General features: G+C 64.9%; 25 protein-coding genes and 1 tRNA gene. 11 read left to right on the plus strand and 15 right to left on the minus strand.

Translation table 11 applies throughout. The features are described 5' to 3' along the window. The first annotated feature begins 187 nt into the window (after positions 1 to 187). Together DBZ32_RS14680 and DBZ32_RS14685 are read left to right on the plus strand one after the other, a co-directional pair. Entirely contained in the window at positions 188 to 586 is a 399-nt protein-coding gene (locus DBZ32_RS14680) for a response regulator (protein WP_119167939.1), read from the plus strand. A 46-nt stretch (positions 587 to 632) separates the two neighbouring features. Next, the gene (locus tag DBZ32_RS14685) at positions 633 to 2,048 is read left to right on the plus strand and encodes a PleD family two-component system response regulator (RefSeq protein WP_119167940.1); all 1,416 of its coding nucleotides are present in this window, start codon (positions 633 to 635) and stop codon (positions 2,046 to 2,048) included. A gap of 228 nt (positions 2,049 to 2,276) precedes the next feature. On the opposite strand, the gene rpmG is transcribed toward DBZ32_RS14685, so the two are convergent. The 14 genes from rpmG to rpsF form a co-directional block, all read right to left on the minus strand. Next, positions 2,277 to 2,444 (minus strand): 50S ribosomal protein L33, encoded by a 168-nt coding sequence (gene rpmG / locus DBZ32_RS14690; protein WP_119167941.1) that lies wholly within the window; start codon positions 2,442 to 2,444, stop codon positions 2,277 to 2,279. Between the two features lie 129 nt (positions 2,445 to 2,573). Beyond that, positions 2,574 to 3,308 carry an SDR family NAD(P)-dependent oxidoreductase gene (locus DBZ32_RS14695; RefSeq protein WP_119167942.1) on the minus strand — a complete coding sequence of 245 codons (735 nt, stop codon included), beginning with the start codon at positions 3,306 to 3,308 and terminating at the stop codon, positions 2,574 to 2,576. Positions 3,309 to 3,313: 5 nt separating this feature from the next. After that, on the minus strand, positions 3,314 to 3,826 hold the full coding sequence (locus DBZ32_RS14700; protein WP_162906768.1) for a DUF2937 family protein: 513 nt from the start codon (positions 3,824 to 3,826) through the stop codon (positions 3,314 to 3,316). After that, complete coding sequence (gene purF, locus DBZ32_RS14705) at positions 3,823 to 5,301, minus strand: amidophosphoribosyltransferase (protein WP_119167944.1); 1,479 nt, start codon at positions 5,299 to 5,301, stop codon at positions 3,823 to 3,825. The genes DBZ32_RS14700 and purF overlap by 4 nt, the downstream gene beginning before the upstream one ends. Positions 5,302 to 5,355: 54 nt before the next feature. Beyond that, positions 5,356 to 6,009: a CvpA family protein gene (locus DBZ32_RS14710; protein ID WP_119167945.1), complete on the minus strand. Its 654-nt coding sequence runs from the start codon at positions 6,007 to 6,009 to the stop codon at positions 5,356 to 5,358. A 6-nt stretch (positions 6,010 to 6,015) separates the two neighbouring features. Then, positions 6,016 to 7,422 carry a DNA repair protein RadA gene (radA, locus tag DBZ32_RS14715; RefSeq protein ID WP_119167946.1) on the minus strand — a complete coding sequence of 469 codons (1,407 nt, stop codon included), beginning with the start codon at positions 7,420 to 7,422 and terminating at the stop codon, positions 6,016 to 6,018. A 78-nt stretch (positions 7,423 to 7,500) separates the two neighbouring features. Beyond that, entirely contained in the window at positions 7,501 to 8,292 is a 792-nt protein-coding gene (locus DBZ32_RS14720) for an ABC transporter ATP-binding protein (RefSeq protein WP_119167947.1), read from the minus strand. Further along, on the minus strand, positions 8,289 to 9,062 hold the full coding sequence (locus tag DBZ32_RS14725; RefSeq protein WP_119168378.1) for an MlaE family ABC transporter permease: 774 nt from the start codon (positions 9,060 to 9,062) through the stop codon (positions 8,289 to 8,291). The genes DBZ32_RS14720 and DBZ32_RS14725 overlap by 4 nt, the downstream gene beginning before the upstream one ends. Continuing rightward, the gene (gene alr / locus DBZ32_RS14730) at positions 9,062 to 10,192 is read right to left on the minus strand and encodes an alanine racemase (protein ID WP_119167948.1); all 1,131 of its coding nucleotides are present in this window, start codon (positions 10,190 to 10,192) and stop codon (positions 9,062 to 9,064) included. The genes DBZ32_RS14725 and alr overlap by 1 nt, the downstream gene beginning before the upstream one ends. Before the next feature lie 6 nt (positions 10,193 to 10,198). Beyond that, a complete protein-coding gene (locus DBZ32_RS14735) occupies positions 10,199 to 11,719 on the minus strand; it encodes a replicative DNA helicase (RefSeq protein WP_119167949.1) in 1,521 nt (506 codons plus the stop codon). Between the two features lie 165 nt (positions 11,720 to 11,884). Beyond that, on the minus strand, positions 11,885 to 13,144 hold the full coding sequence (locus tag DBZ32_RS14740) for an SAM-dependent methyltransferase (RefSeq protein ID WP_119167950.1): 1,260 nt from the start codon (positions 13,142 to 13,144) through the stop codon (positions 11,885 to 11,887). Between the two features lie 245 nt (positions 13,145 to 13,389). Beyond that, positions 13,390 to 13,992, minus strand: coding sequence for a 50S ribosomal protein L9 (gene rplI, locus DBZ32_RS14745; RefSeq protein ID WP_119167951.1), 603 nt, complete (start codon positions 13,990 to 13,992; stop codon positions 13,390 to 13,392). 40 nt (positions 13,993 to 14,032) lie between these two features. Next, complete coding sequence (gene rpsR / locus DBZ32_RS14750) at positions 14,033 to 14,290, minus strand: 30S ribosomal protein S18 (protein ID WP_119167952.1); 258 nt, start codon at positions 14,288 to 14,290, stop codon at positions 14,033 to 14,035. 5 nt (positions 14,291 to 14,295) lie between these two features. Then, complete coding sequence (rpsF, locus tag DBZ32_RS14755; protein WP_119167953.1) at positions 14,296 to 14,751, minus strand: 30S ribosomal protein S6; 456 nt, start codon at positions 14,749 to 14,751, stop codon at positions 14,296 to 14,298. Positions 14,752 to 15,146: 395 nt separating this feature from the next. Here rpsF and fabD point away from each other — a divergent pair, with 395 nt between their 5' ends. From fabD to DBZ32_RS14785, 6 genes are all read left to right on the plus strand, one after another. Continuing rightward, positions 15,147 to 16,094, plus strand: coding sequence for an ACP S-malonyltransferase (fabD, locus tag DBZ32_RS14760; RefSeq protein ID WP_119167954.1), 948 nt, complete (start codon positions 15,147 to 15,149; stop codon positions 16,092 to 16,094). 11 nt (positions 16,095 to 16,105) lie between these two features. Next, positions 16,106 to 16,843, plus strand: a complete 738-nt coding sequence (gene fabG, locus DBZ32_RS14765; RefSeq protein WP_119167955.1) for a 3-oxoacyl-[acyl-carrier-protein] reductase — start codon at positions 16,106 to 16,108, stop codon at positions 16,841 to 16,843. Between the two features lie 235 nt (positions 16,844 to 17,078). Beyond that, positions 17,079 to 17,318 (plus strand): acyl carrier protein, encoded by a 240-nt coding sequence (locus DBZ32_RS14770; RefSeq protein ID WP_119167956.1) that lies wholly within the window; start codon positions 17,079 to 17,081, stop codon positions 17,316 to 17,318. Positions 17,319 to 17,394: 76 nt separating this feature from the next. Further along, the gene (gene fabF / locus DBZ32_RS14775) at positions 17,395 to 18,663 is read left to right on the plus strand and encodes a beta-ketoacyl-ACP synthase II (protein ID WP_119167957.1); all 1,269 of its coding nucleotides are present in this window, start codon (positions 17,395 to 17,397) and stop codon (positions 18,661 to 18,663) included. A 15-nt stretch (positions 18,664 to 18,678) separates the two neighbouring features. Beyond that, entirely contained in the window at positions 18,679 to 19,665 is a 987-nt protein-coding gene (mltG, locus tag DBZ32_RS14780) for an endolytic transglycosylase MltG (RefSeq protein WP_119167958.1), read from the plus strand. Between the two features lie 274 nt (positions 19,666 to 19,939). Next, positions 19,940 to 20,197 (plus strand): hypothetical protein, encoded by a 258-nt coding sequence (locus DBZ32_RS14785; RefSeq protein ID WP_119167959.1) that lies wholly within the window; start codon positions 19,940 to 19,942, stop codon positions 20,195 to 20,197. Between the two features lie 133 nt (positions 20,198 to 20,330). Here DBZ32_RS14785 and DBZ32_RS14790 read toward each other — a convergent pair. After that, a tRNA-Leu gene (locus DBZ32_RS14790) sits at positions 20,331 to 20,415 on the minus strand. A gap of 166 nt (positions 20,416 to 20,581) precedes the next feature. Between DBZ32_RS14790 and DBZ32_RS14795 the strand changes: the two genes are divergently transcribed. The 3 genes from DBZ32_RS14795 (at position 20,582) to DBZ32_RS14805 (ending at position 25,202) form a co-directional block, all read left to right on the plus strand. Beyond that, entirely contained in the window at positions 20,582 to 21,409 is an 828-nt protein-coding gene (locus DBZ32_RS14795; RefSeq protein WP_119167960.1) for an SDR family NAD(P)-dependent oxidoreductase, read from the plus strand. A gap of 252 nt (positions 21,410 to 21,661) precedes the next feature. Next, on the plus strand, positions 21,662 to 24,856 hold the full coding sequence (putA, locus tag DBZ32_RS14800) for a bifunctional proline dehydrogenase/L-glutamate gamma-semialdehyde dehydrogenase PutA (protein WP_119167961.1): 3,195 nt from the start codon (positions 21,662 to 21,664) through the stop codon (positions 24,854 to 24,856). Positions 24,857 to 25,001: 145 nt separating this feature from the next. Further along, the gene (locus tag DBZ32_RS14805; RefSeq protein WP_119167962.1) at positions 25,002 to 25,202 is read left to right on the plus strand and encodes a (2Fe-2S)-binding protein; all 201 of its coding nucleotides are present in this window, start codon (positions 25,002 to 25,004) and stop codon (positions 25,200 to 25,202) included. Positions 25,203 to 25,283 lie beyond the last annotated feature (81 nt).

A 25,283-nucleotide genomic window follows, 5' to 3' on the forward strand; every position in this document is an offset into this window, starting at 1 on the left:
TGTCCCATTCTTGTGCCTAGCCCAGGTCGACTTAGGGGATCTTACTTCTTGTTAACGACTTTCATGCGAAATGTTGCATGCGAAACCCTGGTGGACGCTGGTATGAGGTGACCGCCCGGCGTACACTCGTCCACTGATTGAGGCAGAGAGCATGGCAGCGATTACGGCGGCAAAAACCGGGGTAGTAATGCATAGCGAAGTTGAAACGACAGGAAACCCTGATGCCAAGACTGTTCTGGTTGTTGAAGACAATGATCTGAACATGAAGCTCTTTCACGATCTGCTAGAAGCGCATGGCTATAATATCCTGCAGACGAAAGACGGCATGGAAGCCCTGCGTTTGGCGCGCAAACATCAGCCCGACCTGATCCTGATGGATATTCAGCTACCGGAAGTGTCCGGGCTGGAAGTGACCAAGTGGATCAAAGAAGACGACACACTCAAGTCGATTCCGGTTGTGGCCGTGACCGCTTTCGCCATGAAGGGCGACGAGGAAAAGATCCGGGAGGGGGGCTGCGAGGCCTACATCGCCAAGCCAATCTCCGTGACGAGTTTCCTGCAGACAGTCGAGCGTTTCCTCAACTAGCAAGCAGCTGGCGTCAAAGGCGCCTTCTGCCGGACGGCACTATCCCATGAGTGCGCGGATTCTGGTCGTCGACGACATACCCACGAACGTCAAGCTGCTCGAGGCACGTTTGACGGCGGAGTACTTCGACGTCCTGACGGCGAACGACGGACCAAGCGCTCTAGCACTTGCGGCGAGCGAAGCTCCGGATTTGATTCTGCTCGACGTCATGATGCCCGGCATGGACGGTCTGGAAGTTTGCCGCTGCCTGAAGGCGGACAGCGCGACCCGCCACATCCCCGTCGTCATGGTGACCGCCTTGACCGATGTCGGCGATCGCGTGCGCGGCCTGGAGGCCGGTGCAGACGATTTCCTCTCCAAACCGGTAAACGAAGTCGCTCTCTTCGCCCGCGTGCGCTCCCTGGTTCGCCTGAAGATGCTGACGGACGAGTTGCGCACCCGTCAGGCCACATCCGGCGAAGCCGAACTGCTGGAGCAAGCGGAGGAACCGGAGGGCGCCGGGGGATCGATCCTGGTGATCGATGCCAATGTCCGCAGCGGCAGCCGCATGAAGGAGTATCTGGAGAACGCCGGTTACGACGCCCTGCTCTGCACCTCCAAGGATTCGGCCCTGCAGATCTGCCAGACCGACCGTTTCGACCTCATCATCACCGCGATCGAGATCGCCGGCGAAGACGGTCTCAGACTCTGCAGCCAGTTCCGCAGCCGCGAGGCGACGCGCTACGTGCCGATCCTGATGGTCCTGGAGGACATGGATTTGCAGCGTCTGGCCAAGGGTTTGGATCTCGGTGTGACGGACTATGTCGTGAAGCCGGTCGACCGGAATGAACTGGAAGCGCGGGTCCGCACGCAGATTCGGCGCCGGCGCTATCACGACCGTTTGCGCTCGGTGCTCGACCGTAGCGTCAGCATGGCCTTCACCGACGGGCTTACGGGGATCTACAATCGCCGCTACATGAGCGCCCATCTTGATCGTAAGCTGATGGAGATCGCCGAAACCGGGAAACCGGTTTCAATCATGTTGTTCGATATCGATCACTTCAAGCGCGTGAACGACACCCATGGCCATGCCATCGGCGATGAAGTCTTGAAGGCCGTGACCGACCATGTGTCCGAAAGCGTGCGCGAGACCGATCTGCTGGCCCGCTATGGCGGCGAGGAATTCGTGCTCGTGATGCCTGCCACCGACGTGGAGATCGCGCTAAAGGTGGCGGATCGCATTCGTGAACGCCTGAGCCACCAGAAAATCCCCGCCGGTCCCGATGGTTCGGACGTGATCGTGACGATCTCTGCCGGAGTCGCCTCCACTTTCGACCCTCTGGAGACGCCGGATGCTTTGTTGAAACGGGCTGACGAGGCGCTTTACGCGGCCAAGCAGAATGGCCGCAATCTGGTTTTCGGCGTCAACGGACCGGCGACACCCGATGCCAAGCGCGCGGCCCGCGCGGCGGTCGGGGACTAAACACCTAGACAAGGTAGTGATCAGTCGGACCCACCTATTGGGTCCGGCGATTACGTTAAATCCAACGTAGATTCAAAGTGTTAGAGTCTGTTTCTTGTGATCGGCGGAACCGCGAAGCGAGTCCCTACGATCACAACAGGCTCTAGAAGGGCTCAAACGCCCCCTAAACGCCAATGGCCGCCTTACCCGGCGGCCATTCTCGCTTTCTTATAGGCGCCGGAAGCGCCCTTACTTCATCTTGGACTCCCTGAATTCCACATGTTTGCGCGCCTTCGGGTCGTATTTGCGCATGGTCATTTTCTCGGTGATGTTCCGCGGGTTCTTCTTCTTGACGTAGAAGTAGCCCGTATCGGCGGTACTCACCATCTTGATCCACTGGGTGATCGGTTTGGCCATCGTGACCTCCTTAAGCGCGGCGCGGCTCACCGCGCTTGGCGAAATCTGCTGACATCCGGGCTGGCCCGGTACGAATTGGAGGTCGCGAAGATAGCCACGCGCGCTCGCCTGTCAAGGCGGCTCGATGGCTCAGAGCGGCAAAGCTGCCGAAGACTCCTGCGGGCGCCCCAGGGTTCCGTCGGCAAGCTGCTCGAGGATCTCGGTCGCAGCCTCTTCCGGCTTGGCGACGCTTTCCGGGTCTTCGCCGGGAAAGGCCTGAACCCGCAGACGAGTGCGCAGAGGGCCGGGTGCGATACAGCCGACGGTCACCTCGAACTTCTCCACTTCCTTGGCGTAGACCGCGGCCATTCGCTCCAAGGCCGCCTTGCTGGCCGCATAGGCGGACCAATAGGCCGGCGCCTCGGCTGCCACCCGACAAGAGATGAAAAGCGCCGTTCCCTTCGACTGCCGGAGGAGCGGGTCGAGTCGGGCGAGCAGGCGTTGATTGGCATCGAGATTGACCGCAAAGGTGTCCCGCCAGGCCCGTGAGTCGACGTGACCGAGCGGCGAGAGGCCGCCGAGCACGGCGGCGTTGCCGATCAGAAGGTCGAGCCGGCCATGGCGCTGAGCCAATGCCGAGGGCAAGGCGTCGATCCGCTCTCCGTCCTTGAGATCGAAGGGCACCAGGGTCGGGCGCGGTCCGCCGGCCTTCTGAATCGCATCGTCGAGGTCTTCCAAGGCGCCGACGCTCCGGTCCGTCGCGCAGGCCAGAACCTGGGCGCCTTCACGGCCGAGGCCAAGCGCCAAGGCGCGGCCGAGGCCACGCGAGGCACCCGTTACGACGGCAACCTGGCCGGCGAAGCGCCGGGCGGAACCTTCAGTCATCGCTTTCAATTCACTCTTCGGTCTGTCTTCGGCCCGCCGAGCAGCGCCCGGCCCGTTGCTTCCATCCCCGCCAACACCGCGAGGCCAACCAACAAGCCAATCGCCGCATAGACCAAACCCTCCGGTGAGACGGGCAAGGCCGGCACGAAATCGCTCAACGTCGCTTCGGCAAGGCCGCTGTCGAAGTGTTCGGCGAAGACCTGCGGTCGCTCGAAGGGACGCGCCATGGTCAAGGCTGTGTAGGCCTCGCGCAAGGCGTCGCGGGTCTGTACCGCCTCCAGAGCGCGCTGGCCAGCCTCCTGCGCGCGGGTGGAGGTGTCGGCGAGAGATAGGGCGATGTAGTCGCTGAGATTTTCGCCGCGGGCTGCGGCGTCGGCGCGGATGCGCTCGACGGTCGCGACGGCCTGATCCAGGCGACCCCCGAGACGCTGCAGATATTGGGTGTAGAAAGCGGGCGCCTGTCCCGCGGCCAGTGCGCCTGCACCACCGAAGATCGCATTGGCCAAACGGCCGATCACGCGCGGCTCAGCTCCTTGAAAAGCAGCGGTTGCGGACTCACCCGGTCTTCTCGGTCGGTCAGGCGGGTCGGGTAGTCGCCGGTGAAGCAGGCGTCGCAGTACTGGGGCTGCATGGCGTCGCGCCCGGTCTCGCCCATCGCCCGGTAGAGACCGTCGATCGATATGAACGCGAGGCTATCGACGCCGATGTGCTCGCCCATCTGGGCGACGGTCATGTTGGAGGCGAGCAATTCGTCCTTATCCGGCGTATCGACGCCATAGAAGCAGGGGTCCGTCGTCGGCGGTGCGGCGATGCGGAAGTGGATTTCCGTTGCGCCGGCGGCCCGGACCATCTGAACGATCTTGCGGCTGGTGGTTCCACGCACGATGGAGTCGTCGACCAGAACCACGCGCTTTCCTTCGATCTTGGCGCGATTGGCGTTGTGCTTCAGCTTGACGCCGAGATCTCGGATCTTCTGACCCGGCTCGATGAAGGTCCGACCGACGTAGTGGTTGCGGATAATTCCCAACTCGAAGGGGATGCCGGCCTTTTGAGCGTAGCCAAGGGCGGCTGGGACACCGGAATCCGGCACCGGAATGATGACATCCGCGTCGACCGGGCTTTCCGTCGCCAACTCGGCACCGATGCGCTGGCGTGAGTCGTAGATCGACCGCCCTTCGATGATCGAATCGGGACGAGCGAAATAGATGTGCTCGAAGATGCAGAAGCGCCGTGGGCGTTTGGGGAAGACCTGATGGGCCGTCAGGCCGTTTTTGTCGAGAATGATCAGCTCGCCAGGCTCAACGTCGCGTATGAACTCAGCCCCGATGATATCGAGCGCGCAGGTCTCGGAGGTGATCACATAGGCCTGCTCCGTCGGCAGGCGGCCGATCACGAGCGGGCGAACCCCCAGCGGATCGCGAAGTCCGATCACCATGTCTTCGCAGAGAGCGACCAGGGAGTAGGCGCCCTCCACACGCGAAAGCGCGTGAACCAGCCGCTCGATCACCGTCGAATCGGTCTGCAGGGCCATCAGGTGAATGATCACCTCGGTGTCCATGGTCGACTGGAAGAGCGCGCCGCGTTGGACCAGTTCCCGGCGCAGGGTCGCTGCATTGGTCAGATTGCCGTTGTGGGCCAGCGCGAAACCGCCGAAAGCGAGTTCGGCGAACAACGGTTGTACATTGCGCAGTACAGTATCGCCGGTGGTGGCGTAGCGGTTGTGCCCGATGGCCGCCCGGCCCTTGAGGCTGTTCATCACGTTTTCGCTGCCGAAGATGTCTCCGACATGGCCGAGGCCCCGGTGTGCGTGAAACTGCTGACGGTCGAAGGAGACGATCCCGGCGGCCTCCTGCCCGCGGTGCTGCAGCGCATGCAGGCCGAGGGCGGAGAAGTTCGCCGCTTCCACATGCCCCCAGATGCCGAAGACACCGCATTCTTCGCGTAGCTTGTCGCCGTCGGGACTATCGGGGTCGAAGGGGTGCGTTGTGATCATGCCGTCGGGCCTGTCGGCCTCCGCGTCTCGCCCCGCTTGCCGGGGCCGCTTCGATTACTGCCGCTGCTCGATGAGCTGCTCCAGCTGCTGCCTGTCCTGCTCGTTATACTCCGTCGCGCCGCCGTTGGCACTGCCGCTGCCCTCGCCTGTGCCAGGTTGAATCGGTGGAACGAAGGGTTGGTCGGACCCGGTGGCTCCCTCGTCTTCCAGCCGTCGCTGATAGTCTTCCGGTAGCAGGCTGGCGAGCGTTTCCGCCCCGGCTTTCACCAGAGATAAGGACCTGGCTTCGATGATCCAGGCCGGACGGTCCTGTGGAGGTATGAGCCAAGCGTATCCCAGCCATAACGCGCTGATCGCCAAGAACCCGCAGCCCAAACCGAAGATCAGACCGAGCGTGCGATCCAGCGCCCCCAGGGCCGAGGCCCGAACGGCCTTGGAGACCAGATAGGCGCCGATGATGAAAACCACCAGAGAGACCAGGAACAGCGCCAAGCCGGCACCGACGGAAGCGAACAGACCGGCACCGATGAGCTCGGCTGCGAACGGTTCCGCAACCGGATAGAAGAGAATCGCGACCGCGATTGCACCGGCCCAGGCAGCGATCCAGAGGATGGCATAGACGAAGCCCGCAAGCAGCCCGATAATCGCTGCCAGGCCGATCGTCACGAAAACGATCAAATCCCCGAGGTTGATGGGCAGCCCGTCCATTCCGGTTCAGGCCTCCAGCATCCGATCGCGTGATGCGGACTCGAGGAAGAGTTGGACCAGATCTCCCAGAGCGGCAATCTCTTCCATCGCGATTCCTTCGGGCGGTCGGGTTTTCCGTCCGCGTGTTGCGGGGCAGATCGCGCGGGTGAAGCCGAGCTTGGCGGCCTCCTTCAGACGCAGATCGGTCTGACCGACGGCGCGTACTTCGCCGGAGAGACCGACTTCACCGAAGACCACCGTTTCCGACGGTGCCGGCCGATCGCTGATGGCGGATAAAAGAGCCGTCGCCACGGCCAGATCGGCGGCGGGTTCCGCCACCCGCAGCCCGCCGGCGACGTTGAGATAGATATCCTGGCCTGCGGTCGAGACTCCGCAACGGGCTTCAAGGACCGCCAGCACCATGGCCAAGCGGTTGCCGTCCCAGCCCACCACGGCGCGCCGGGGAGTGCCGAGCGGCGAGGGGGCGACCAGAGCCTGAATCTCGACCAGAACGGGACGGGTGCCCTCCAGTCCCGCGAAGACGCAAGCCCCCGATATCTCGCCATGGCGCTCGGCCAGAAAGAGCTCGGATGGATTGGCGACTTCGATCAGTCCGCCGTCCGTCATCTCGAACACGCCGATCTCATCCGTCGGTCCGAAGCGGTTTTTCGCTGCGCGCAGGATACGGAACTGGTGCCCGCGCTCGCCCTCGAAGGTCAAGACCGTGTCGACCATGTGTTCCAACACCTTGGGACCGGCAATCGCTCCCTCCTTGGTGACGTGTCCGACCAGCAACAGCGCGAAGCCACGGCGCTTGGCGACGCGAATAAGCTCCTGGGCGCTCGCCCGGACCTGGCCGACCGTGCCGGGCGCGCTGTCGAGATTGTCCACGTACATGGTTTGGATCGAGTCGACCACGACAACGTCGGGTGTTTCCGGTCGGTCCAGCGCCGCCTTGAGTTCGCGGACGTTGGTGGCCGCCGCCAGTTCGACCGGGGCATCGGACAGGCCGAGCCGCTCCGCGCGCAGGCGGACCTGCTCGATCGCCTCTTCGCCTGAGATGTAGGCGCAGCCGGCCGCGCCCTCTTTGGACAGGGCTGCGGCAGCCTGCAACAGAAGGGTGGATTTACCGATTCCCGGATCGCCGCCGATCAGGACGGCCGAGCCCCGGACCAACCCGCCCCCCAGGACGCGGTCGAATTCGGCGATTCCGCTGGCGCGGCGCGGCGCTTGCCGTTCTTGTCCTTTGAGCGGAACGAAGTCGATACCGCGGCTCGAGCGCTTGCCCTTGCCGCCGAGGCCCCCCGGGGCCGCGTCCGGCAAGGCTTCTTCGACGATCGTGCTCCACTCGCCGCAGGCCTCGCAGCGCCCAGCCCACTTGGGGTAGCTGGTGCCGCAGGATTGGCAGACGTAGTGACTGGTACGTTTGGACAAGGACAGGGCGGCTCTCGCAGGGGCGCGGGACGGGGCGCTGCGAAAAGGGATCCCCGGGATCCCTTTTCACCTAGGCAGTTAGCGGAAGTGATCCTGGATCTGCATTTCGATCGGACCTTCGGGGCGGCCATTGATGAATTGCTCGACATAAGGATTGCCGCAGGCTTCGACTTGATCGGTCGCACCGTCCCAAATGATTCGTCCTTCGAACAGCATGGCCATGCGATTCGAAATGCGCCGGGCACTGGCCATGTCGTGCGTGATGGTCAAGCCTGTAGCCCCGCTGGCACGGGTCACCTCCACGATCAACTTGTCGATCATTGCCCCCATGATCGGGTCGAGCCCCGTGGTCGGCTCGTCGAAGAAGATGACTTCCGGCTTGGTTGCGATGGCGCGGGCCAGCCCGACGCGCTTCTTCATACCGCCCGACAGCTCGGCCGGCATCAGTTCACCGACATTCGGTTGGAGGCCCACGTCCACAAGACGTTTGATCGCCACCTCTTTTGCCTCGCCGCGCGGCATGTGCTCGCCCTGCATCAACCCGAAGGCGATATTTTCCCAAACGGTGAGGGAGTCGAACAAGGCTGCCGACTGGAACAGCATGCCGATCTTGTGGCGCACGGCCTCCAGTTCCTCGCCGGACAGGCCGATCACTTCTTCGCCGTCGACCTTGATCGAGCCCGATTGCGGCGTCAGCAGGCCCAGGATGCACTTCAGCAGAACCGACTTTCCGCTGCCCGATCCGCCGATCACCACCAGGGAATCGCCGCTGGCGACATCGAGATTGACGCCTTGCAGAACCTTGTTCCTGCCGAAGGCAAGCCGCAGGTCGCGGATCTGGATCTTGGGGGGCGTGTTCGCAGCCGTCATCGCGCGAAGAACAGTTCGGTGATCAGGTAGTTGAAGCTGAGGATCAGGATCGACGCGGAAACCACGGCATTGGTGGTTGCGGCGCCGACGCCCTGGGCACCGCCGCGGGAGTGGTACCCGTTGTAGCAGCCCATCAGCGCGATCAGGAAGCCGAAGACCGCCGCCTTGACCAGACCAGAGACCACGTCCTGAACCTCCAGGAACTCCAACGTATTCGTGATGTAGGTGGAGCCGTTGAACCCGAGCTTGTAGACGGCGACCAAGTAGCCGCCGAACACGCCGATGATATCCGCGATCAGAACCAGCACCGGCAGCACGGCGGTTCCGGCCAGCAGGCGCGGTGCGATCAGATACTTGAAGGGGTTGGTCGCCAGCGTCGTCAGCGCGTCGATCTGCTCCGTGACCCGCATGGTGCCGATCTCGGCCGCCATCGCCGCGCCGACGCGGCCGGCGACCATCAGGCCGGCAAGAACCGGCCCGAGTTCGCGGGTGATCGAAACCACCACCACGTTCGGGATCGCCGATTCGGCGGAGAAACGCGCGAAACCGGTGTAGCTCTGCAGCGCCAGTACCATGCCTGTGAAGATCGCCGTCAGGCCGACCACTGGAAGCGAATAGTACCCGATGTCGATCATCTGGCGCAGGATCATGCGCGGGTAGAAAGGCGGTCTCAGACAGTGTGAGACGGCATGGGCCGTGAAGATCGAGAGCCGGCCGGTTGCGTTTAGAAACGCCAGGAACGTCCGGCCAAGAGGCTGCAGAACGGGAATCACGCAGCAGCCTCCAGATAGACACGATGATAGCGATGGCCGAGGGAGGTCAGGATCTCGTATCCAATCGTTCCGGCCGCCTGTCCGACCGCATCGGCGGTCAAATCCGGACCCAGGAGTTCGGCATAAGCGCCGGATCTAACCGCGGCCTCGGGAACCGCCGTTACGTCGAGCGTGATCAAGTCCATGGAAACACGCCCCACCACCGGTACGTTATGCCCCCCGACGAGGGCCTGGCCGCTGTTCGAGAGAGATCGCAAGTAGCCATCGGCGTAACCCAACGCCACGGTGGCGATGCGAGTCGGGCCCTGCGCCCGCCAAGTGGCACCATATCCGACACCCCGAGGGGCGTCAATTTCACGGATCTGCAGAATTTTTCCTTTTAACCGAACGACTTGGCGCATGGGATTAGGCTGTCCAGGCTTCGGATTGATGCCGTAGAGAGCGCTGCCCGGGCGGACGAGGTCGAAGTGGTAGTCGCGCCCCAGGAAGATACCCGCGGAGTTGGCGAGACTTGCTCTCGCAGCCCCCAGTCTTGGCGATAGTCGCTGTCGCGCCGCCAGAAACTCGGCAAGCTGGTCGGCGCTTTGCTGCGAGGTCGGATCGTCGGCGGATGCCAAGTGGCTCATGAGGTAGGAGATGGGGACTCTCTCGGCTCGAGAGCCTTCCGTCGCCAAAGTCTCCAGGTCGCGCGCATCGAGGCCCAGGCGGCTCATGCCGGTGTCGATCTGCAGGGCCGCGGCTCGCTTCCGCTCGCGCGAAATCTGCTTCCAGCGAGTCAGATCTTCCAGGCTGTTCAGCACGGGGCACAAGTCGCGCGCCAGATAGTCCGCTTCCGCACCGGCCATCAGGCCGTTGAGCACGTAGACTGTCGCCTGCGGCAGGATCGAGCGCAGCGCCAGGGCTTCATCGAGCTGTGCCACAAAGAAAGCTCGGGCGCCGGCTGCCCAAAGCGCGGGGGCCGCCTGTGCGATCCCCAGGCCGTAGGCATCGGCCTTGACCACCGCCGCGGCCTCCGCCGGCGCCGTCTCGGCGGCAAGGCGCTGCCAGTTGGCGGCCAGGGCCGGCAGGTCGATCTCCAGGATCGCGCCAGCCCGGGCGGCCGGATCGGAGACGGTATAGCTCGGCATGAAAAGTCAGTAGTGCTCCGGCAGGCGGTCGTCATCGGCCAGGTTCGAGAAGCGAACACGGTCCGGATTGAAGTGCAGAGTCACCGTGCCGATCGGACCGTGACGCTGTTTGGCCACGATGACGTCGGCCTTGTTACGGGCCCGCTCGACCCGCTCGTTGTAACGGTCGAGGCGTTCTTGATACTTGTCCGTCGTCTCGTTCAGGCGCTGGGTCGGCTCTTCGCGCTCCAGGTAATAGTCCTCGCGATAGATGAAGGTCACCACATCCGCATCCTGCTCGATCGAGCCGGATTCACGCAGATCGGAGAGTTGTGGGCGCTTGTCGTCCCGGTTCTCCACTTGGCGCGAGAGCTGGGACAGGGCCAGCACCGGGACGTTCAACTCCTTGGCGACGATCTTCAGAGCGCGGGTGATTTCGCTGACCTCCTGCACGCGATTGTCCAGCCGCATGCCAGCCGGCGGCTGCAGGAGCTGGAGGTAGTCGAGCACGATCATGCTGAGACCGACCTGGCGCTTGAGGCGCCGTGCCCGGCTGCGCAGAGCGCCGACGGTAATGCCCGGCGTATCGTCGATATAGAGTGGCAAGCGCTCGAGTTCGCGGTGCACGTCGAGCACCCGGCGCATCTCTTCCTCGTTGAGCTGTCCCTTGCGCATCAGATCGCTGCGCACGTCCGCCGCCTCGGCGATGATGCGCGAGGCGAGCTGTTCGGCCGACATCTCGAGAGAAAAGAAGGCGACGACCTCTGGTCGCTCGATCTCGTTACCCTCCGCATCGGTTTCCACCCGGCTGCTGCGCGCCGCATTCACCGCCATGTTGGTGGCCAGTGCCGTCTTGCCCATGGAGGGGCGCCCGGCCAGGATCAGCAGGTCGGAGCGATGCAGGCCGCCCAGCATTTCGTCCATGTCGTCGAAGCCGCTGGTCACGCCGACCAGCTTGCTGTCGCGTTTGTAGGCCGCCTCGGCGGCTTCGATCGCGTCGGCCAAGCCGCTTCGGAAGGGCTGCAGCCCACCCTCGACCTGACCTTGCTCGCTCAGCTTGTAAAGCCGCTGCTCGGCCGTCTCGATCTGATCGAGAGCGCCGATCTCCAAGTCGTGACGGAAGGCCTCGTTGACGATCTCCTCGCCGAGATCGATGAGCTGTCGACGCAAAAAGAGGTCGTAGATCAGTTCGCCATAGTGGCGGGCATCGATCGTGACGTAGGAGGCCTGGAGCTGGGCCAGATATTCGGCCCCTCCCACGTCCGCCAGATCGCCGTCCTGATCGAAGACGTTGCGCAGCGTGATGGCGTTGGCCTGCTGGCCGCGCTCGATCAGCTTGCGGCAGGCTTCGTAGATGCGGGCGTGGGCGGCATCGGCGAAGTGGTCCGCGAGCAGATAGTCGGACACGCGCTCGAAAGCGTGGTTGTTCGCCAAGACCGCGGCCAGCAGCGCTTGTTCCGCCTCGATATTGACGGGCGGCAGACGGCTGGCGCTATCGGCCAGCCCGGGCAGTTGGGCGAGGGTTGCGCCTGGTGCGTTCGCGTTCATGGGGCGTGACAGTAGCGGCCCGACAGTCGGAAAGCAGCCCCGTCTCGGACAGCAACCCTTGTGGATAGGGTGGACAGCGGGTGCAAGCTCGGGACCCGAGAGCGTCGACCCGCACTTTCGCGGAAGCGAGGATGTGGCGTTAGGTTAGGCAGAGCGCGAGGCTGTCTACTCCGCCGCATCGGCTTGCCTGGCCGTGCTCCCCTGGCGCCCCTGTCCGGACGGCTGCCTGCGTTTCCAGTCGACCATATAGTCTCGGGTGATGGGCAGTGCCGCGACGTCGCGGGCCATCTGAAGCTGGAACACCATCTGGCCCATTTGGCGGAACGAGAGCTCGCAGCCGACCAGATAGAACTCCCACATGCGGCAGAAGCGCTCGTCGTAGAGCACGGCGGCTCTCTCCCAGTTGGCCATGAAGCGCTTGTGCCAGTCGCGCAGTGTTTCGGCGTAGTGCAGCCGCAGGATCTCGATGTCGGCGGTCCAGAGTCCGGATCGTTCGACAGCCGGCAACACTTCGCTGAGGGAGGGTGTATAGCCGCCGGGAAAGATGTACTTGCGCAGCCAGGGGTTCGTGGCGGTCGGCGCGTGGGTTGAGCCGATGGAATGCAACAAAGCGACGCCGTCGGGTTTCAGCAACTTGGCGATCCGGTCGAAGAACGCGCGGTAGTGGGCTGGGCCGACATGTTCGAACATGCCGACCGAGACGATCCGATCGAAGGTTCCCTCCAGGTGACGGTAGTCGATCAGCTCGAATCGGACTCTCTTGTCCAGTCCGCGTGCTTTGGCGCGCTCGCGGGCAAGCGTAAGCTGCTCGGTCGACAGCGTAATTCCAAGCACCTCTGCCTCGGCCGTCTCGGCCAGATAGAGGGCCAAGCCGCCCCACCCGCAGCCGATATCCAGGACCTTCAGGGCCGGCCTGTCGAGCTTCAGTTTGGCCGCGATATGGATTTTCTTGTCGAGCTGCGCCTGATCGAGATCTCTGTCCGGCGTGGCGTAGTAGCCGCAGGAGTATTGCCGGTCGGCATCGAGGAAAAGGTCGTAGAACGCGCGCGAGAGATCGTAGTGGTGGTGAACGTTCCTGCGCGACCGCGCGACCGGGTTGAAGGATAGCAGTCTGCGCAGGGCCTGCTCGGAGGAATGCAGCCACCTGAAGACAGTGTGCGTTTCCAGGTGGACCATGTTGTCGATGGCGACGGTGAGCAGGGCTTCCAGGCTGCCCTCCTCGATGACCATGCGGCCGTCCATGTAGGCCTCGCCGAAGGCCAGTTTCGGGTTGAGTAGCAGTTTTCGCTCGGTGGCCCGGTCGGTCAGCCGTATCCTGACCCTGTCGCCGCTGCCGTCGCCATAGCGCTCTCGGCGACCGTCTGCGTAGGCGATCTCGAGGTCGCCGCTGCGCATGACCCTGTCGAAGAAGCGGTGCGTCAGCATCGCCGAACCCTCCGACCTCAAGGGGTTGGCCTGCCCGCAGGTACTGCCCCGTACTTGAACCTCCCCAAACGAGCCGCCGCCGGTTCCGCGGGCATCCGGCACTCGACCCGTCAAGCCACCGAAAATGTTAGCGATCCGTCAATCGGTCTGTCTAGGGCACCTCCAAAATTTGTTCCAGGGCAAACGAAAAGCGCCGCCACGTCTCCGTGGCGGCGCTTCATCGCCGTATCGCTAAAGCGGTCGGATCAGGCGTTGACGCGCCCCTCCGCCTCTTCGTCGTGCTCGACGTCTTCATCGGCGGCTTCGATCTGCTCCTCGAGAGCGGCTTCGGCAGCTGCCAGAGCCTCTTCCTGCTCTTCCGCGCTGAACGCTTCGCCAGTGGCCGCCTGAGTTTCCGCTTCCTCGTTGGAGCGGGCGATATTGGCCGTGATGGTGACGCTGACCTCCGGATGCAGGCGCACCCGAATATCATGCAGGCCAAGCGTCTTGATCGGCCTGTCGAGAACGATCTGGCCGCGCGCCACGGTGATGCCGTTTTCCCGGATCGCGTCGGCCAGGTCGCGCGACGACACCGAACCGTAAAGCTGTCCGGTTTCGCCGGCCTGACGGATCAGGATCACCTGGGCATGGTCGATCTTCTTGGCCACCGCCGCAGCTTCGTCCCGCCGCTTGAGGTTTTCAGCCTCAAGGTGGGTGCGCTGGCTTTCGAAGTAACTGAGGTTTTCCTTCGTTGCCCGAAGCGCTTTGCGCTGGGGCAGCAGGAAATTACGCGCGAAGCCGGGCTTGACGCGCACGACGTCGCCCATCTGGCCCAGCTTCTCGATGCGCTCGAGGAGGATGACTTCCATATCTTTCGCCTTCTTAAGTCCGCAGCCTTCCGAATGCCGCCTACTGAATGACGTAGGGCAGCAGGGCGAGGAAGCGGGCACGCTTGACGGCACGAGCCAGCTCACGCTGCTTTTTGGCGGAGACCGCGGTGATGCGGCTGGGCACGATCTTGCCACGCTCCGATACGAAGCGCTGCAGGAGGCGCATGTCCTTATAGTCGATCTTCGGCGCATTGGGGCCGGAGAAGGGGCAGGACTTGCGGCGGCGGAAGAAGGGCCGGCGTGGGCCGGCGCTCTTGCTGACGATTTCGACAGCCATGTCGCTTACTCCCCAGCTCTGTTTTCAGGGCGCTCGTCACGGTCGCGACGTGGGCCACGGTCGTCGCGGTCGCGACGCGGGCCGCGATCGCCGCGATCCCCACGGTCGCCGCGCGGACCGCGACGGTCGTCACGGGCACCGCGATTCTGCAGGACGGCAGAGGGCTCGGGGTCGAGTTCCGGAACCCGCACCGTGAGATAGCGCAGGATATCCTCGTTGAAGCGCATGATGCGCTCGTACTCGGTCACCGCCTCGGCCGGGGCGTCCAGGTTCATCAGGACGTAATGGCCCTTGCGATTCTTCTTGATCTTGTAGGCGAGGTTGCGCAGGCCCCAGCTTTCGCGTTTGGCGACGTCGCCGCCACCCGTCTTGATCACTTCAACCAGCTCGTCCGTGAGCTGTTCGACCTGCTGCGCGGACAGGTCCTGACGCGCGATGACCACGCTCTCGTAATACGGCACCGATAGACTCCTTTCGGCTGTTTCATGGACCGGCGCCCCCCGAAAACGGGCGGCCAACCCGGCCCTAGCCGACTGCGTGCATCCCAAGCGTTTGGGCGAGCGGCAGACGGCAAGGAGTTTTCCCGCATGGTCTCCTTGGCAAGGTCCACTGGAATAAAGTCCACTGGGCAAGATCCCGACCGGCGAGAAGCGCGGAATATAGCGATTGGCGGACGCGGCGCAAGCCCGACGCCTCGACCAGCGGACGTCTTCATACTTTCCCGAGCTTGACAGGGTAACGGCGCACGTTAGACATACGCGCCCTCACGAACGCCAAGATGTCCTCGTGAATCCCAGGATCTCGGCCTTTTCGCCAGCTTTCCGAGCCCTTCTCAAGAATTGCCATAAGAACTGCAATGCCGAAGCGCGCCTTCATCTTCCCCGGACAAGGGAGCCAGCAGGTCGGTATGGGCCGTGAGCTGGCCGAGGCCTTTCAGACCGCTCGTTTGGTTTTCGAAGAGGTGGATGATGCGCTGGATCAGCGTCTCTCGCGCCTGATGTTCGAGGGGCCTGAGAGCGACCTGACCCTGACCGAAAACGCGCAACCCGCCCTCATGGCCGTTTCGCTGGCGACCACGCGCGTCATCGAACGGGACGGGGGCAAAGCGCTGGCTGAGGTGGCGGCCTTCGTCGCCGGTCATTCTCTCGGCGAGTACTCGGCGCTGGCGGCCGCCGGCAGTCTGGAACTGGTCGATGCCGCACGCCTGCTGCGGCAGCGCGGCCAGGCGATGCAGAAGGCGGTTCCAGTCGGTGCGGGCGCCATGGCCGCCATTCTCGGCCTCGATCTGGAAACCGTGCGTCAGCTCGCCCAGGACGCCTCGAACGCGACGGAAGTCTGCGTGACGGCCAATGACAACGCGCCCGGGCAAGTGGTGATTTCGGGCGATAAGCTGGCGGTCGAGCGAGCGGTGGCCCTGGCGGCGGAACGCGGCGGCAAGCGCAGCGTGATCTTGCCGGTCTCCGCACCCTTCCATTGCCCCCTGATGGCGCCTGCGGCGGATGTCATGGCCGAAGCTCTGGCCGCGGTGACACTTGCGCCCCCGCAGGTTCCAGTGGTCGCCAATGTCACGGCCCGGCCGCTGCACGATCCGGAGACTCTTCGCCGCCTCCTGGTCGAGCAGGTCACCGGCATGGTGCGTTGGCGCGAATCCGTCGAAACGATGCGAGATGAAGGCGTCGAGGTTTTCGTCGAATGCGGCGCGGGCAAGGTCCTGACCGGCCTGACTCGTCGCATCGATCGGGCCTTGACGGGCACGGCGATAAATAGCCCGGCCGATATCGAGACCTTTCTCGGCAGTCTGTAGGAGCGGAGCGGATGTTCGATCTGAGTGGCAAGACCGCGCTGGTCACGGGCGCGACGGGCGGCATCGGCGCCGCCATTGCCCGGGCGCTGCACGCCCAGGGCGCCGCCGTGGCCTTGTCCGGTACCCGGACCGATGTGTTGGAGGCGCTCGCCGGCGACTTGGGCGAGCGGGTTGCCGTCACGCCCTGCAATCTGTCGGATGCCGAGGCGACGGCCGCCCTGCCGGGTCAAGCGGAAGCCGCGCTGGGCGGCCTCGACATCCTGGTCAACAATGCCGGACTGACACGCGACAACCTTGCCCTGCGCATGAAGGACGAGGACTGGCAAACGGTCCTGGACGTCAATCTGACGGCCGCTTTCCGCCTGTCGCGCGCGGCCTTGCGGGGCATGATGAAGCGACGCTGGGGGCGAATCGTCAGCATCACCTCGGTGGTCGGCGTCACCGGCAATCCCGGCCAGACCAACTACGCAGCCTCGAAGGCTGGACTGATCGGGCTGTCGAAGTCCCTCGCGGCGGAGGTCGCGAGCCGCGGCATCACCGTCAACTGCGTCGCTCCGGGCTTCATCGAGACAGCCATGACCGACGCGCTGAGCGAAGATCAGAAGCAACGCATCCTGACGGCCGTGCCCGCCGGGGTGTTGGGGCGCCCCGAGGACGTCGCTGCTGCGGTGGCCTATCTCGCGTCCGGCGAGGGCGGCTACGTCACCGGGCAGACCTTGCATGTGAATGGCGGAATGGCGATGTTATGACCGCATCTGCGGGGCAATCGCGACATTTGACAGGGGTCTGCACGCCGATTGGCAAAGCAGGGAGCCTGTGCTAAGAGGCGGCGCCTTTAAGCCGGCGAGGATCGAAGTGAGGTCGGCGGAGTCGGGCCGCTGGAGCGGCGCCTGAGGCGCCATATCGAGCAGCAACTTCCGGAACAGAAACGATTGGGGGCACGAGGGTTTCGGCCTCCCGGGGAATCGAGAAGGTGAGAGGGTTATGAGCGACATCGCGAACCGCGTGAAGAAGATCGTTGTTGAGCACCTCGGCGTCGAGGAGGAGAAGGTCACGGAAAGCGCCAGCTTCATCGACGACCTGGGCGCCGACAGCCTCGATACGGTCGAGCTGGTCATGGCCTTCGAAGAAGAGTTCGGCTGCGAGATTCCTGATGACGCCGCCGAGAAGATCGTGACCGTCAAGGACGCGATCGACTTCATCCAGGAGAACGCGGAGTCCTAAGCCCCGGACTCGGTGTCTTCGCAGGTCGTGAAGACGCCGCCCCGCGGGCCGGCTTTGCGTTCCGGTACAGAGTGATATGAGACGCGTCGTCGTAACCGGTTTAGGACTCGTAACGCCTCTGGGCACAGGTGTTGACCACGTTTGGCAGCGCCTGCTTGCGAGCGAATCCGGGATCAACGCCATACAGAACTTCGACGTTTCCGACCTGACCAGCAAAATCGGCGGGCAGCCACCGCTTGGGGAAAAGACCAGCGGCGGCTTCAACGCCGACGAATACATGCCGCAGAAAGAGCAGCGCAAGGTCGACCGCTTCATCGTGTACGGCACCGCGGCGGCTCAAGAAGCGATCGAGGATGCCGGCTGGACGCCGAGCGACGAGGAGTCGCTCGAACGGACCGGTGTCATGATCGGCTCGGGGATCGGCGGGCTGGAGACGATCTGCGAGGGGGCGGTGACCGTGCATGAGCGCGGGCCACGGCGCCTTTCGCCCTTCTTCATCCCGGCGGCCTTGATCAACCTCGTGTCCGGGCACGTGTCCATCCGCTACGGCTTCAAGGGGCCGAACCATGCCGTGGTGACGGCCTGTTCGACCGGCGCGCATGCGATCGGCGACGCGGCCCGCCTGATCGCGCTGGATGACGCCGACGTCATGGTTGCCGGCGGTGCGGAGGCTGCCGTGAACCGGATCGGGATCGCGGGTTTCTGTGCCTCGCGCGCGCTTTCGACCAACTACAACGACACGCCCAGCCAGGCATCGCGTCCCTGGGACAAGGGCCGCGACGGCTTCGTCATGGGCGAGGGCGCCGGTGCTCTGGTGTTGGAAGAGTTGGAGCACGCCAAGAAGCGCGGCGCGCGCATCTATGCCGAGGTGACGGGCTACGGCCTCTCCGGCGACGCCTACCATATCACGGCGCCGCCGAACGACGGCAACGGCGGTTTCCGCTCCATGCGGGCGGCCCTGAAGCGTGCGCAGCTCGACCCCTCGGAGGTCGAATACGTGAATGCCCATGGCACCTCGACGCCCCTGGGCGACGTGATCGAGTTGGGCGCGGTCAAGAAGCTGTTCGGCCCGGCGGTCGAGACTATGTCGATGTCCTCGACCAAGTCGGCGATTGGGCATCTGCTCGGCGCTGCCGGTGCGGTGGAGGCGATCTTCTGCACCCTGTCGATCCGCGACGGCGTGGTGCCGCCGACCTTGAATCTCGACGATCCGGCCGACGAAACCGATGCTGTCGATCTCGTCCCGCATCAGCCCAAGGAGCGCGCGGTGCGCAACGCGCTCAGCAACTCCTTCGGCTTCGGCGGGACCAACGCCAGCTTGGTCTTGAGCCGTTTCGACAGCTAACCGCCGGAGGTGCCCTTGAGGTTCCTGCGCCTCACCTTGGGTTTGGTTCTGGTGGCCGGTCTGACCGCGGCCGGACTCGTTGCCTACAACGGCTATGCTAGCTTCACGCAGCCCGGCCCGCTGGACGCCACCCGCCGCGTGGTGGTCGAGCCGGGCATGGGACTGGAGCAGATCGCGGAGCGGCTGGCGGAGGCCAACGTGATCTCCGCGCCGCTGGTCTTTCGTCTCGGCGCCAAGCTGACCGACCAGGCGACCCGGCTGAAAGCCGGCGAGTACGAGTTCGCGCCCGGCGCGACCATGCAGGATGTTCTGGACCAGTTGAACACCGGCGAGACCGTCGTGCGCCGCCTGACGATCCCCGAAGGTCTGACGTCCGACGAGGTGGTCGCCCTGATCGAGGCGGCGGAAGGTCTGGTCGGGGAGGTCCCGGAGGTGCCGGCCGAGGGCGCTCTGCTGCCGGAAACCTATCACTACGCCTGGGGCGACAGCCGGGCCGACCTGGTGGCCCGCATGCGGGCCTCCCTGCAGGCGGCGCTCGAGGAGCTCTGGATCGGCCGTGCCGAGGGCCTTCCTTTGGAGACGCCGGAGCAGGCCGTCGTGCTGGCCTCCATCATCGAGAAGGAAACCGGTGTGGCCGGCGAGCGGGCGCTGGTGGCCAGCGTCTTCATCAACCGTCTCAACCGCGGCATGCGGCTGCAGTCCGACCCGACGGTGGTCTATGCCCTGACCGAGGGCACGGGGCCCTTGGGCCGCGCCCTGACCCGGGCCGACTGGCAGATCGAGCATCCTTACAACACCTATCGAATCGATGGTCTGCCGCCCGGCCCGATCGCCAACCCGGGCCGCACGGCTATTGCCGCCGCCTTGAACCCTGAGGAGAGCGAGTACCTCTACTTCGTCGCCGACGGGACCGGCGGTCACGCCTTCGCCACCTCCCTGGCCGAGCACAACCGCAACGTCGTCAACTGGCGCCGCGTCCGCGACGGCGGTCAAACTCAGTAGGCCGAGACGGCCGGTCTCCGCATCTGCGTTTCGAAGGACGGCGATAGAGGCCGCAAGGACGGAGGCGTCCCCGCTCACGCTTCCCTCCGGCGGAACAGCCCGCGAAACCTCTGGCGACTGACTGACGGAACAGTAAACAGCGTTTTGTTATGATTGAGAAAGTCGTCGGCAGTTAATCCATTGGGTGATCGGCGCCGTCGACCCTCGAGCGGGGTCGCGCAAAACACACTGCCGCCCCTCTTGATCCGCGCGGCTCAGCCGCCACACTCTCGGGATGTCCGACTTGCTACCGCACGAGAAGCGCTTCCTGAAGTTCCTTGGCGGTCACTTGGCGATGGGGGTGGCCGCGGCGGCCGCGCTGACCGGCATGCTGCTCTATTTCGATTTCTTCAGCCTCTGGACGCTGGCCTCGACCCAGCGCGAGGGCTGGCTGGGGATCGTCATGATCTTCGCAGGTCTCGCGATCACCTTCGGCTCCGCCGCCATGGGCATCGGCATCATGAGCCGCGCCCGCTACGACGGGGAGGACTAGAGGCGTAGATTCATTCAGACGCCTCGACCCGAATGGCCAGCCTTCACGGCAGCGAGACCGTGCGGTTGCTCGCGCGTTCGGCGGCTGTCTAACAAACCACCGACGTTTGGACCTTCTATTTGATCCCAGGCTTTGGTGGCCCCTGCGGGACTCGAACCCGCACGTCCGAAGACCCGGGATTTTAAGTCCCGTGCGTCTACCAGTTCCGCCAAGGGGCCGGCGCCTCTGTCTCGGCGCGTCGTGACGGCGCCGAGGGGCCAAGATGGCAAGCCGTCATGGGGTCGGGCAAGCCCTGCGCGTAGCGCGCTTTGCCTTCGGCGGCGCTTGCGGCATAGCTTCTTCCTGCAACGCAGACAAACAAACGCTTACAGGGGAGGCACGGTGATGGCCGGGCGGCTGCAGGACAAGGTGGCGATCGTGGTGGGGGCGGGCTCCAGCGGGCCGGGCTGGGGCAACGGCAAGGCAACGGCGGCGCTCTTCGCGCGCGAGGGGGCCAAGGTGCTCTGCGTCGACCGCAACGGTGCGGCGGCGGAGGAGACGGCCGGGATTATCGCCGGGGAAGGCGGGAAGGCGACGGCCTTCGCCGCCGACGCGACCGACGGGGCGCAGGTGCGGGCGATGGTGGAGGCGGCGCGGACGGCCGCCTGGAACGCCGAGGGCCGGATCGACGTGCTGCACAACAACGTCGGGATCGTCGAGGTCGGCGGGCCGGTCGAGGCCTCGGAGGAGTCATGGCATCGGGTGATGGACGTCAACCTCACCTCCATGTTTCTGACCTGCAAGCACGTGCTGCCGATCATGGAGGCGCAGTTCGACGAGAGCGGGAGGGGCGGCGCGCTGGTCAACATCGCCTCCATCGCCGGCACCCGCTGGACCGGCGTGCCCTACATCTCCTACGCCGCCAGCAAGGCGGGCGTCATCCAGTTCACCCGCGCGGTGGCGCTGCAGTACGCGGCCAAGGGCATCCGCGCCAACTCCATCCTGCCGGGCCTGATGAATACCCCGATGATCCGCGAGCCCCTGAAGGAGGTCTACGCGGAGGGTAACGTCGACAAGATGGTGGAGCTCCGGGACGCCCAGTGCCCGACCGGCAAGATGGGCGATGCCTGGGACGTGGCCTATGCCAGCCTCTTCCTCGCTTCCGACGAGGCCAAGTACGTGACGGCCACCGAACTGGTGGTCGATGGTGGGATCACCGCGAAGTTTACCTGAGCGGGTGTTCGTTTCGAGCGCTCTTCCACTGGAGAGGGCTTCGACGTCGAGGGGCGATAGATCATTCGCGGGGCAGGACTTGAGGCCAGCGCGGGAATTCGCCGGCTTCATGCAAAAAAGTGGTCCCTGCTAACGGCTTACGACATCTTGTTTCCCTTCGCTCGAACGCGGGATGCGCTAGTTTGGCTGCTTAGCTGAAAGCCCGGGCGGCGAAGACTGCCGCGGATGCCAAGTTGCCGTGAGGACCACAAGATGCTGATCGATGCCGCTCTCACCGAGACCGGACCGCTGCGCCGGCGCCTACGCGAGGACACCCTGGCTGACGAGGCGACGGTGGTACGCCGCCTGATCGAGGAGGCCAGGCTCGACGCTGCCGCCGGCGACCGGGTAGGTCAGCGGGCGCGCCAGCTGGTGGAGGCCGTGCGGGCCTCGCGCCTGCGCCAGGGCGGCATCGATGCCTTCCTGCAGGAGTACGAGCTTTCCAGCAAGGAGGGCGTGGTGCTGATGTGCCTCGCCGAAGCCATGCTGCGGGTGCCTGACGCTTTCACGGTCGACAAGCTGATCGCCGACAAGCTGGGTACGGCGGAGTGGCAGAGCCACCTGGGCAAGAGCGAGTCGCTCTTCGTCAACGCCTCCACCTGGGCCCTGATGCTGACCGGCCGGGTGGTCCGGCTGGAGGAGCGGGAGCGCGCCGATCTGGGCGGCTTCCTGCGCCGTCTGGTGCATCGCTCCGGCGAACCGGTGATCCGCACGGCGGTACGCGAGGCCATGCGCATTCTCGGGCGCCAGTTCGTGATGGGCCGCAGCGTCGAGGAGGCCTTGAGCCGGGCCCGCGAGCTGGAGGGCCAGGGCTACCGCTATTCCTACGACATGCTGGGCGAGGCGGCGCGGACGGCGGCGGACGCGGAGCGCTACTACGAAAGCTACGCGTCGGCGATCCGCGCGATCGGCAAGGCCGGCAGCGGCAAGGCGGTCAACGAGGGGCCGGGCATTTCGGTCAAGCTCTCGGCCCTGCATCCCCGCTACGAGTTCGGACAGCGCGAGCGGGTGCTGGACGAGCTGGCGCCCCGGCTGAAGGCCCTGGCGGTCATGGCGGCGGAGCAGAACATGGGCTTCTGCGTCGACGCGGAGGAGGCCGACCGGCTGGACCTGTCGCTGGAGGTGCTCGAGGCGGTCGCCTGCGACCCGGCGCTCAAGGACTGGCAGGGCTTCGGGCTGGCGATCCAGGCTTATCAGAAGCGCTGCTCGCGCCTGGTGGACTGGCTCGGCGAGCTGTCCGGGAAAGCCGGGCGACGTCTCAACGTGCGGCTGGTGAAGGGCGCCTACTGGGACACCGAGATCAAGCTGGCCCAGGAACGCGGGCTCGAGGGCTATCCGGTCTTCACCCGCAAGGTCTCGACCGACGTCTCCTACCTCGCCTGCGCCAAGAAGCTGCTGGCGAACCCGCGGGCCTTCTACCCGCAGTTCGCGACCCATAATGCCCATACCCTGGCGGCGGTGCTGGAAATGGCCGGCAACCGACCCGCCAGTTCTCCCTCGACCGGGGACAACTTCGAGTTCCAGCGCCTGCATGGCATGGGCGAAGCGCTCTACGCGCAGATCGTCGGTCCCGACAAGCTGGACGTGCCCTGCCGCATCTACGCACCGGTCGGCAGTCACGAGGACCTTCTGGCCTACCTGGTGCGCCGGCTGCTGGAGAACGGGGCCAACACCTCCTTCGTCAACCGCATCCAGGACGAAGCCCTCCCGCTGGAGGAGATCGTCGCCGATCCGGTGGCCAAGGCCGAGCGGTTGGAGACGATCCCGCATCCGCGCATTCCGCTGCCGCGTGATCTCTTCGGCGGCGCGGAGCTTGGCGAGCGCGCGAACTCCGCCGGGTTGGATCTGGCCGACCCTCTGGTGGTGGCGGAGTTGGGGCAGGCGATGGAGCGTCGGGCGGCGACGTCCTGGAGCGCGGCGCCGCTGCTGGGCGGAGTCGCGCAGACAGGCGCCGCGCGGCCCGTGTTCGACCCGGCGGATCGTCGCCGACAGGTCGGCGAAGCCGTCTGGGCGACGCCCGAGATGGCCGACAAGGCCCTGGTTCGCGCCGAGGCTGCCGCTGTCGACTGGGGGGACGTCGCGGCGGAAGAGCGGGCGGCGATCCTGGGGCGGATCGCAGATCTCTACGAGCAAAACCGGGCCGATCTGATGGCCCTGGCGATCCGCGAGGCCGGCAAGACCGTCGGCGACGCTCTGGCCGAGGTGCGTGAGGCGGTGGACTTCTGCCGCTACTACGCGGCGCGCGGGCTGGAGGCCTTTTCCGGCGACCGCCGCATGCCGGGGCCGACCGGCGAGCGCAACGAACTGCGCCATGTCGGGCGCGGTGTCTTTCTGTGCGTCAGTCCCTGGAACTTTCCATTGGCGATCTTCACGGGGCAAATCGTCGCCGCGTTGATGGCGGGCAACGCCGTCCTGGCGAAACCCGCGGAACAGACGAGCCTGACGGCGGCGGCCGCCGTGCGCTTGATGCATCGCGCCGGTGTGCCGGGTGAGGTGCTGCACCTGCTGCCGGGCGACGGCGCGGCTCTGGGCGGGCGGCTGGTCCGGGATGCGCGGATCGGCGGCGTCGCCTTCACCGGGTCGGTCGAGACCGGACAGACCATCAATCGGGCGCTCGCCGCGCGCGATGGCGCCGTCGTTCCCCTGATCGCGGAGACCGGCGGTCAGAATGCCATGATCGTGGATTCCACCGCCCTGCCGGAGCAGGTCGTGCAGGACGTGGTAATCTCCGGCTTCCAGTCGGCGGGGCAGCGCTGTTCGGCCCTGCGCGTGCTGTTTCTGCAGGAGGACGTGGCCAAACGCACCCTCGACATGTTGAGCGGCGCCATGGCGGAATTGCGCGTCGGAGATCCGGGCGAGCTGGCTACCGATGTCGGCCCCGTGATCGACGAGGAGGCACGCGACCTGCTGTGCGGCCACGACAAAGCCATGACCAACGACGGCCGCTTGATCGCCCGTGCGCCGCTGGGTCCGGACACGGAACTCGGGACCTTCGTCGCACCGGCCGCCTTCGAGATCGACTCGCTGAACCGGCTTCAGCGCGAAGTTTTCGGCCCCTTCGTTCACGTGGTGCGTTATCAGGCCAATCGCCTGGACAAGGTCGTGGAGGCGATCAACGCCAGCGGCTATGGGCTGACCTTGGGGATCCACAGCCGGATCGACTCCACGGTCGACTACATCGTGCGCCGCGCCAAGGTCGGGAACGCCTACGTCAATCGCAATATGATCGGCGCCGTCGTCGGGGTGCAGCCCTTCGGCGGTGAGGGCCTCTCCGGAACCGGCCCCAAGGCGGGTGGTCCGAACTACCTCAAGCGCTTCGCGGTCGAGCGTGTGGTTTCGATCGACACCACCGCGGCCGGCGGCAACGCCTCGCTGATGAGCCTCGACGACGAGACCCTGCCGGTCTGATCTGGATCATGGTGCGACTTGTCGTCGCCGCTCAGGCTCGAACGGCGTCCAAATACGAGATTGACAATCGTTCTCAGAACGCACATCTTTGCAACTGCAAATCGCTCGCAATTAAAGTGAGAGTCGCGCGAGGGCCAGAGCTGCTGTGATTGTCTGTGTTTGCAACAACCTGAACTGCCGCAAGGTGCGCGAGGCCGTGGATGCCGGCGCTCTCAGCTGCGCGAAAGTTTATCTGCATCACGGTGTGAGGCCGCAGTGCGGACGCTGTATCGACACCGTCCGGGAAATGCTGCAGACGGGTTCCGGTGAAGGCGCGCGGACAGGTCTGAGCGAGCTGTCGGCCTAATCCGCAAAGAATTTGCGGTTTGTGCGCCCCGCGGCCTGGGCTATATCCCACGAAGACAATAGAAATCGGCCACCGGCCAAA

This window comes from Algihabitans albus, assembly GCF_003572205.1.
Lineage (GTDB): Bacteria > Pseudomonadota > Alphaproteobacteria > Kiloniellales > DSM-21159 > Algihabitans > Algihabitans albus.

Bases quoted from the DNA above. Each gene is read 5' to 3' on its own strand.
- DBZ32_RS14680 (WP_119167939.1), top strand. From the start codon at position 188: ATGCATAGCGAAGTTGAAACGACAGGAAACCCTGATGCCAAGACTGTT.
- DBZ32_RS14685 (WP_119167940.1), top strand. From the start codon at position 633: ATGAGTGCGCGGATTCTGGTCGTCGACGACATACCCACGAACGTCAAG.
- rpmG (WP_119167941.1), bottom strand. From the start codon at position 2,444: ATGGCCAAACCGATCACCCAGTGGATCAAGATGGTGAGTACCGCCGAT.
- DBZ32_RS14695 (WP_119167942.1), bottom strand. From the start codon at position 3,308: ATGACTGAAGGTTCCGCCCGGCGCTTCGCCGGCCAGGTTGCCGTCGTA.
- purF (WP_119167944.1), bottom strand. From the start codon at position 5,301: ATGATCACAACGCACCCCTTCGACCCCGATAGTCCCGACGGCGACAAG.
- DBZ32_RS14710 (WP_119167945.1), bottom strand. From the start codon at position 6,009: ATGGACGGGCTGCCCATCAACCTCGGGGATTTGATCGTTTTCGTGACG.
- DBZ32_RS14720 (WP_119167947.1), bottom strand. From the start codon at position 8,292: ATGACGGCTGCGAACACGCCCCCCAAGATCCAGATCCGCGACCTGCGG.
- alr (WP_119167948.1), bottom strand. From the start codon at position 10,192: ATGCCGAGCTATACCGTCTCCGATCCGGCCGCCCGGGCTGGCGCGATC.
- DBZ32_RS14735 (WP_119167949.1), bottom strand. From the start codon at position 11,719: ATGAACGCGAACGCACCAGGCGCAACCCTCGCCCAACTGCCCGGGCTG.
- DBZ32_RS14740 (WP_119167950.1), bottom strand. From the start codon at position 13,144: ATGCTGACGCACCGCTTCTTCGACAGGGTCATGCGCAGCGGCGACCTC.
- rplI (WP_119167951.1), bottom strand. From the start codon at position 13,992: ATGGAAGTCATCCTCCTCGAGCGCATCGAGAAGCTGGGCCAGATGGGC.
- rpsR (WP_119167952.1), bottom strand. From the start codon at position 14,290: ATGGCTGTCGAAATCGTCAGCAAGAGCGCCGGCCCACGCCGGCCCTTC.
- fabD (WP_119167954.1), top strand. From the start codon at position 15,147: ATGCCGAAGCGCGCCTTCATCTTCCCCGGACAAGGGAGCCAGCAGGTC.
- fabG (WP_119167955.1), top strand. From the start codon at position 16,106: ATGTTCGATCTGAGTGGCAAGACCGCGCTGGTCACGGGCGCGACGGGC.
- DBZ32_RS14770 (WP_119167956.1), top strand. From the start codon at position 17,079: ATGAGCGACATCGCGAACCGCGTGAAGAAGATCGTTGTTGAGCACCTC.
- fabF (WP_119167957.1), top strand. From the start codon at position 17,395: ATGAGACGCGTCGTCGTAACCGGTTTAGGACTCGTAACGCCTCTGGGC.
- DBZ32_RS14785 (WP_119167959.1), top strand. From the start codon at position 19,940: ATGTCCGACTTGCTACCGCACGAGAAGCGCTTCCTGAAGTTCCTTGGC.
- DBZ32_RS14795 (WP_119167960.1), top strand. From the start codon at position 20,582: ATGGCCGGGCGGCTGCAGGACAAGGTGGCGATCGTGGTGGGGGCGGGC.
- putA (WP_119167961.1), top strand. From the start codon at position 21,662: ATGCTGATCGATGCCGCTCTCACCGAGACCGGACCGCTGCGCCGGCGC.